Genomic DNA, 5,345 nt, shown 5'->3' with positions numbered 1-5,345 from the left:
ACCCCGGCGCCTACGAGGCCTACGCCGAAGGCTCGCGCGTGGCCGCCGAGCAGCAGCGCGAGGCGATCGCGCTGCGCGCCGAGATGCTGGCGCTCGACCGCGATGCCGAGCAGGTGCTGCGCAGCACCGAGCAGACGCTGGCCTATGCGCAGCGGCTGTCCAACGTCGGCCACCTGGTCGCGAGCATCAACCACGAGCTGAACCAGCCGATGGCGTCGATCCGGCTGGTCGCCGAGACGGCGCTGGAGCTGATCGACAGCGGCGAGACGGCCGAGGTGATGGCGAACATGCGCACGATGCTGAAGCTGTCGACCCGGCTGACCGACCTGACCGCGCAGCTCGCCGCCTTTCCGGCGCGCTCGACCGCGCAGGTGCAGCAGCTGAGCCTGCGCCAGGCGGTGCTCGAGGCGCTGGGCATGCTGCGCTCGCGGCTGGTGCAGACGCCGTGCGAGATCGAGATCGGCTTCGACGATGCGCTGGCGCATGGCTTCGAGGGCCAGCTGGTGCGGGTGATCGCGAACCTCGTCAACAACGCGCTCGACGTGCTGGAGCCGGTGCAGGCGCGCCGCATCGAGTTCGCTTGCGCGATCGACGGCGAGTTCGTCGTGCTCAGCGTCACCGACAACGGCCCGGGACTCGCGCCGCCGGTGCTGGAGCGGCTGTTCCAGCCGTTCTTCTCGACCAAGGCGGCGGGGCGCGGGCTGGGCCTGGGCCTCGCGCTGTCGCGCGACGTGATGCGCGAGATGGGCGGCGACCTGCGCGCGCGCAACGGCAGCGCCGGCGGCGCGGTGTTCGACGTGCGGCTGCCGCTGGAGGATCCGACGACGGTGCCGGGGAGTTTGTAGTTCCGTCCCCGTGATGGAACGATTTGCCGTGCGGCCCCACTCAAGCGGCGTGGAAGGAGCACGACATGAAACGAACAGCGTCTGACTTGTCACCCAGGAGGGCCTCGCCGCTGACGCAATCGCCTGCGCGATCGCCCCCCCAATCTCCGCCGAGATCGCCGCCGGCGAGTTCGTCGGACACCGAAGCGTTCGAGGACTCGAGCGAAGACTCGTCGGTCCACCCGATCGAGCAACTCTGGTCGGTCATGAATGACGCGTCGAAGTCCACTGCGGAGCGCGAGGCCGCTGTCCGCACCTGCATCGGCAGCCTGCCGATCGGCCAGCGCAGAGGAATATTCTCCTTCGAGACCGAGCATTGGCAGGTTCTGGAGGCGATCACCCTGCTGGAGATGCCGCAGGAGTGCGCAGAGCTGTTTGTCGCGAGCTACCTGAAGGCGGACTTCCCCTTGCAGCCGGCGGGAATCCTGCACGGCCTGACCGTGGTCAAGGCGGCGCGGAGCGCCCTCGGCGGCTTGGCGATGTGCCCGACTCGCGACGGCCGCTCATTGGTCGTGAAGCACGTGATGGAGATGGCGACCTTGTGCGCGGTCTGCCCCATCACCTGCCGGAGTCTGCTGGCGATGGCCTTTCGAGGCCACGAGTCGCTGCTTGCCGATGTCCACGCCGTCTTTTGCGAGGAGATCGAGAGGCGCCCGCGGCCATCCGTGCAGATATGCATCGTGGCGCTGGCCTCGTTGCACAGCCTGTCCGGTGCGAACCCGTTGGATGTGACGAAGGGCCCGCAGTCACTGTGCGCGGAAAGCCTGATCCTGCATGAACTGGTCCGGATCAGCGTGCAGCAGTGCTGCGCGATCATTCATGTCGCGCAGACCCTTCAACTTGGACAGGCGCTGGAGAGGGGCGACTTCGAGAGGGTGAAGACGAACGCCGGAGAGGTGCGCGCGCTGATGGGCTCGAACGCGAACGAGGAGGGTATCGGGGAGTTTCTGCAGGCGGCCGGGCTGGTGCAGGCGTGGTCGGTATCGCTCATGTATCAGTTGACGAACTGACCTCATGACGCGGGCGGTCCGGCCAGCACCTGCGCGACGAGAGAATCCGCCCCGAACGCGGAGCGGTTGGCCTCGGCCAGCAGCGCGATCGCAGCCAGCCGGCAGGCCTCGCGGTCATGCGCCGGGCTGTTGTCGAGCGGGTCGCTCATCAGCCCGTCCGTCACGCGGTCGACCAGCGCCTCGAAGCGGCGCACGGCTTCGTCGCGCAGTTCGCCGAACGCGGTGTCGTCGAAGGCGAGGTCATTCCTGGCGGGGGTGGCGTGCAGGGTCATGTCGTGGGTCCGGTGGTCGAGGCGGTCGGCGCGCTCGGCAGGGTCGATTGCGCGGAGAAGAAGTCGGAAGACGTGGCGGATGACGAGGCCGAGGCCGGCAGGGTGGCGCTCGGCTTCGGGGTGGTCGGCCTCGGGGGCAGCGGCGGCGGCTTCGCGCCGGACGGCGCCGGCTGCAGCGCGGTGTCCAGCTGGCCGAGGCCGGACTGGAAGCGCTGGATCATGTCGTGGATCGCCTGCAGGCCCGTCCTGGCCTCGCCGAGCATCTGGTTCACCAGGGGCGGCGCGAAGTTCTGGTACAGCGCGCTGCCCTCGATGTCGTGCAGCGCCTGCAGGAATTCGCCGGCCACGCGCGAGGCGCGGTCCGAGCCGCGCACTGCGACGGCCATCGGGCCTTTCAGCGCGGAGTGCGCCGCATCGCGGATCGCGCCGAACGGGCCCGGCGGGATGTGTCCGGGGTTCGCGGTCGGTGTCGTGGGCTTCGTGGGTTTCGCGGGTTCCGTGGGTTCCGTGGGCCGGGTCGGTGCCGCCGGTCCCGTCGAGCCTGTCGGCAGCATCTGCGCCAGTTGCGACAGCTGCGCCACCCCCTCTCCGAGCCGGCCCATCTGCCCGAGCAGCGATGCGTTCTGCAGGCGCGGGCGCAGGCCGGAGAGGCCCTGTTGCAGCGTCGCGGCGCTCGGCAGCTTCGAGGGCAGGCGTTCGCTCAGCCCGCTCAATCCGCTCATCGTCTTCGAGGCGAGGCGCGACGCGCCCGTCGCCTTTTCGGCCAGGCCGGGCGCTGCCTTGACGACCTGCTGGGCCACGCGACCGAGCGCCTGGGCGCTGCTCTTCAGCAACAGCGGATTGATCGGAGGCATGCGGGTTCCTTGCAGCAGTGGCGTCGTTGGCCGCAACGGTAGGGCCGCCGGGCCGGGCCGGCGGTGGCCCGGTGCGAAGCCGCGCATGACGGCGCGAAGTTGCCCGCGGCCGCCCGTGCAAGGGTCCGGCAGGGCGCTACGATCGCCGCATTGCCTGCATCGACCGAACGACACGTGAAGCCCTCGATCCCCGACAAGACCATGCAAGACCCCGCCAAAGCCGCCGGCCCCGCCTCCACGCCGGTGACGCGCGTGCTGGTGATCGAGGACGACGAGGCCTTTCGCGTCAGCGTGAAGCGTGCGCTGGAGCTGGCCGGCTACGAGGTCAGCCTGTTCGAGGACGCCGAATCGGCGATGGAGCAGATGGCCGCGGTGGCGCCGGCTGCCGTGCTGACCGACCTGCGGCTGCCGAAGGCCGACGGCCTGTTCGTGCTGCAGCGCGCACGCGAGAAGGATGCCGACCTGCCGGTCGTGCTGATGACCGGCCATGGCGACATCCCGACCGCGATCCAGGCGATCCGCTCGGGCGCCTACGATTTCCTCGAGAAGCCGTTCAGCCGCGAGCGCCTGCTGGCGGTGATGCAGCGCGCGGCCGACCAGTACCGGCTGGTGCAGGAGAACCGGCAGCTGAAGACGCGGCTGGCCGAGTCGTCCGGCATCGACCAGATCGTGCGCGGCGACGCGGCGCCGGTGCGCGAGCTGCGCGACCTGATCCTGCGCCTGGCGCCGACCCCGGTCGACGTGCTGATCCACGGCGAGACCGGCACGGGCAAGGAGCTGGTCGCGCGCTGCCTGCACGATTTCGGCCGGCGCAGCGGCAACTTCGTCGCGCTGAACTGCGCGGCCATCCCCGAGAGCCTGTTCGAGAGCGAGCTGTTCGGCCACGAGGCCGGCGCCTTCACCGGCGCGGGCAAGCAGCGCATCGGCAAGATCGAGCACGCGAAGGACGGCACGCTGTTCCTCGACGAGATCGAGGCGATGCCGCTCGCGCTGCAGGCCAAGGTGCTGCGCGTGATCCAGGAGCGCGAGATCGAGCGCCTGGGCAACAACAAGCCGATCCCGGTGAACTTCCGCGTGGTCGCGGCGACCAAGGTGAGCCTGGAAGACCTGGCGAAGAAGGGCGAGTTCCGGCCCGACCTGTTCTACCGGCTCAACGTGGCCTCGCTGAAGRTCCCGGCGCTGCGCGACCGGCTGGGCGACATCCTCGGGCTGTTCCAGATCTTCGTGCAGCAGGCGAGCCTGCGCTTCCAGATGCCGGTGCCGTCGTTGACGCCGGACCAGCACCAGGCGCTGCTCGCGTCGCGCTGGCCGGGCAACGTGCGCGAGCTGAAGGCCTGCGCCGAGCGCCTGATCCTCGGCCTGCCGATCTTCGTCGACGGCGAGCCGACGGCGTCGGCGCCGCGCTCGTTCGACGAATCGGTCGCGATGATCGAGCGCAGCCTGCTCGAAGAAGCGCTGCGCCGCCACGGCGGTTCGGTGAAGGCGGCTTGCGCCGAGCTCTCGCTGACGCCGGCGACGATGTACCGCAAGCTGAAGGCGCTGGCGGTGGACCCGTCGGCGTACAAGGATCCGAGCACGGATCCGGCAGGCTGAGGCGATTCCCGATACTCCCTTGCGCGTGCGCTTCGCCGACATCGACCGCCGTGCTCATGAAGGATGAGCCCCTCGTGTCCGAAGGCGCGACCTTCGGCGCACGAATTGCGGGTGGCATCCGAAGCCCTGCCCGCGGGCATCGTTAGTCCACGCGAAACGGTCGCGCAGCGCGACGTTCGACGACTGTCGYAGTCGTGAGAGAGCCCCCCTCGCGTTCTTCTCAAACTTGATTCGCCCGCCCACGCGTCCACTGTCGGATGCGCATCGGGCGAGCCTTGGCACGCCCGTTCATTTCCAGGGCGCGCCACGACGAATCAAGCACTTGCAGGTCAATTTGAAACCGCTTGCAAGCGGCGGGGCCGTCGCACAGCCATACATCGCTTCGTGGCACATGGCTTGCGGAACGAGACCGTCAGACATCATTGAACACATAGGGGAGTCTCGTGAACAAAGCAGCCTTGTTGATCGAAGACAAAGACACGCAACTGGTCGTGCGGACCGCATTGGAGTGCGCCGGTTTCCAGTGCGAGGTCTACGCGTCCACCGGTACGCTCTTGCGCGGCATCAAGCGCGACGACCATGGACTGATCGTCGTCGACGTCGACGACCCGGCCACCGATTGCAGCGCGCTCGTCGACTGGCGCCGCAACTGGCTGAATCCCGAAGTGACTTTGGTCGCCCTCGGCCGCACCGACCCGCTGACTGCCGCCCGCGTGCTGAACGCCGGTGTCG

General features: G+C 69.0%; 6 protein-coding genes. 4 read left to right on the top strand and 2 right to left on the bottom strand.

The window, feature by feature from the left end; genetic code table 11:
* Both AC1D01_RS19280 and AC1D01_RS19275 read left to right on the top strand, forming a co-directional pair.
* On the top strand, nt 1–845 hold an 845-nt coding region (locus tag AC1D01_RS19280; protein ID WP_477869088.1), incomplete at its 5' end, for a sensor histidine kinase.
* Between the two features lie 65 nt (nt 846–910).
* Complete coding sequence (locus AC1D01_RS19275) at nt 911–1,894, top strand: hypothetical protein (RefSeq protein WP_477869086.1); 984 nt, start codon at nt 911–913, stop codon at nt 1,892–1,894.
* Between the two features lie 2 nt (nt 1,895–1,896).
* Here the strand turns inward: AC1D01_RS19275 and AC1D01_RS19270 are convergent, their stop codons facing one another.
* Nucleotides 1,897–2,166, bottom strand: coding sequence for a hypothetical protein (locus AC1D01_RS19270; RefSeq protein ID WP_477869084.1), 270 nt, complete (start codon nt 2,164–2,166; stop codon nt 1,897–1,899).
* A complete protein-coding gene (locus tag AC1D01_RS19265) occupies nt 2,163–3,020 on the bottom strand; it encodes a hypothetical protein (protein WP_477869082.1) in 858 nt (285 codons plus the stop codon). Before AC1D01_RS19265 ends, AC1D01_RS19270 begins: the two co-directional genes overlap by 4 nt.
* A gap of 201 nt (nt 3,021–3,221) precedes the next feature.
* On the opposite strand from AC1D01_RS19265, the gene AC1D01_RS19260 reads away from it, so the two are divergent.
* Together AC1D01_RS19260 and AC1D01_RS19255 are read left to right on the top strand one after the other, a co-directional pair.
* Nucleotides 3,222–4,613, top strand: a complete 1,392-nt coding sequence (locus AC1D01_RS19260; protein ID WP_477869080.1) for a sigma-54-dependent transcriptional regulator — start codon at nt 3,222–3,224, stop codon at nt 4,611–4,613.
* A gap of 443 nt (nt 4,614–5,056) precedes the next feature.
* Nucleotides 5,057–5,345 (top strand): DNA-binding transcriptional response regulator (locus AC1D01_RS19255; RefSeq protein WP_477869078.1); only part of this gene is annotated, 289 nt, incomplete at its 3' end.

Source organism: Rhizobacter sp. P3_B12 (assembly GCF_056402895.1).
Note: the sequence above shows the minus strand (reverse complement) of the source record. Positions and strands in the feature narration are given on the sequence as shown.

Bases quoted from the DNA above. Each gene is read 5' to 3' on its own strand.
- AC1D01_RS19265 (WP_477869082.1), bottom strand. From the start codon at position 3,020: ATGCCTCCGATCAATCCGCTGTTGCTGAAGAGCAGCGCCCAGGCGCTC.
- AC1D01_RS19270 (WP_477869084.1), bottom strand. From the start codon at position 2,166: ATGACCCTGCACGCCACCCCCGCCAGGAATGACCTCGCCTTCGACGAC.
- AC1D01_RS19275 (WP_477869086.1), top strand. From the start codon at position 911: ATGAAACGAACAGCGTCTGACTTGTCACCCAGGAGGGCCTCGCCGCTG.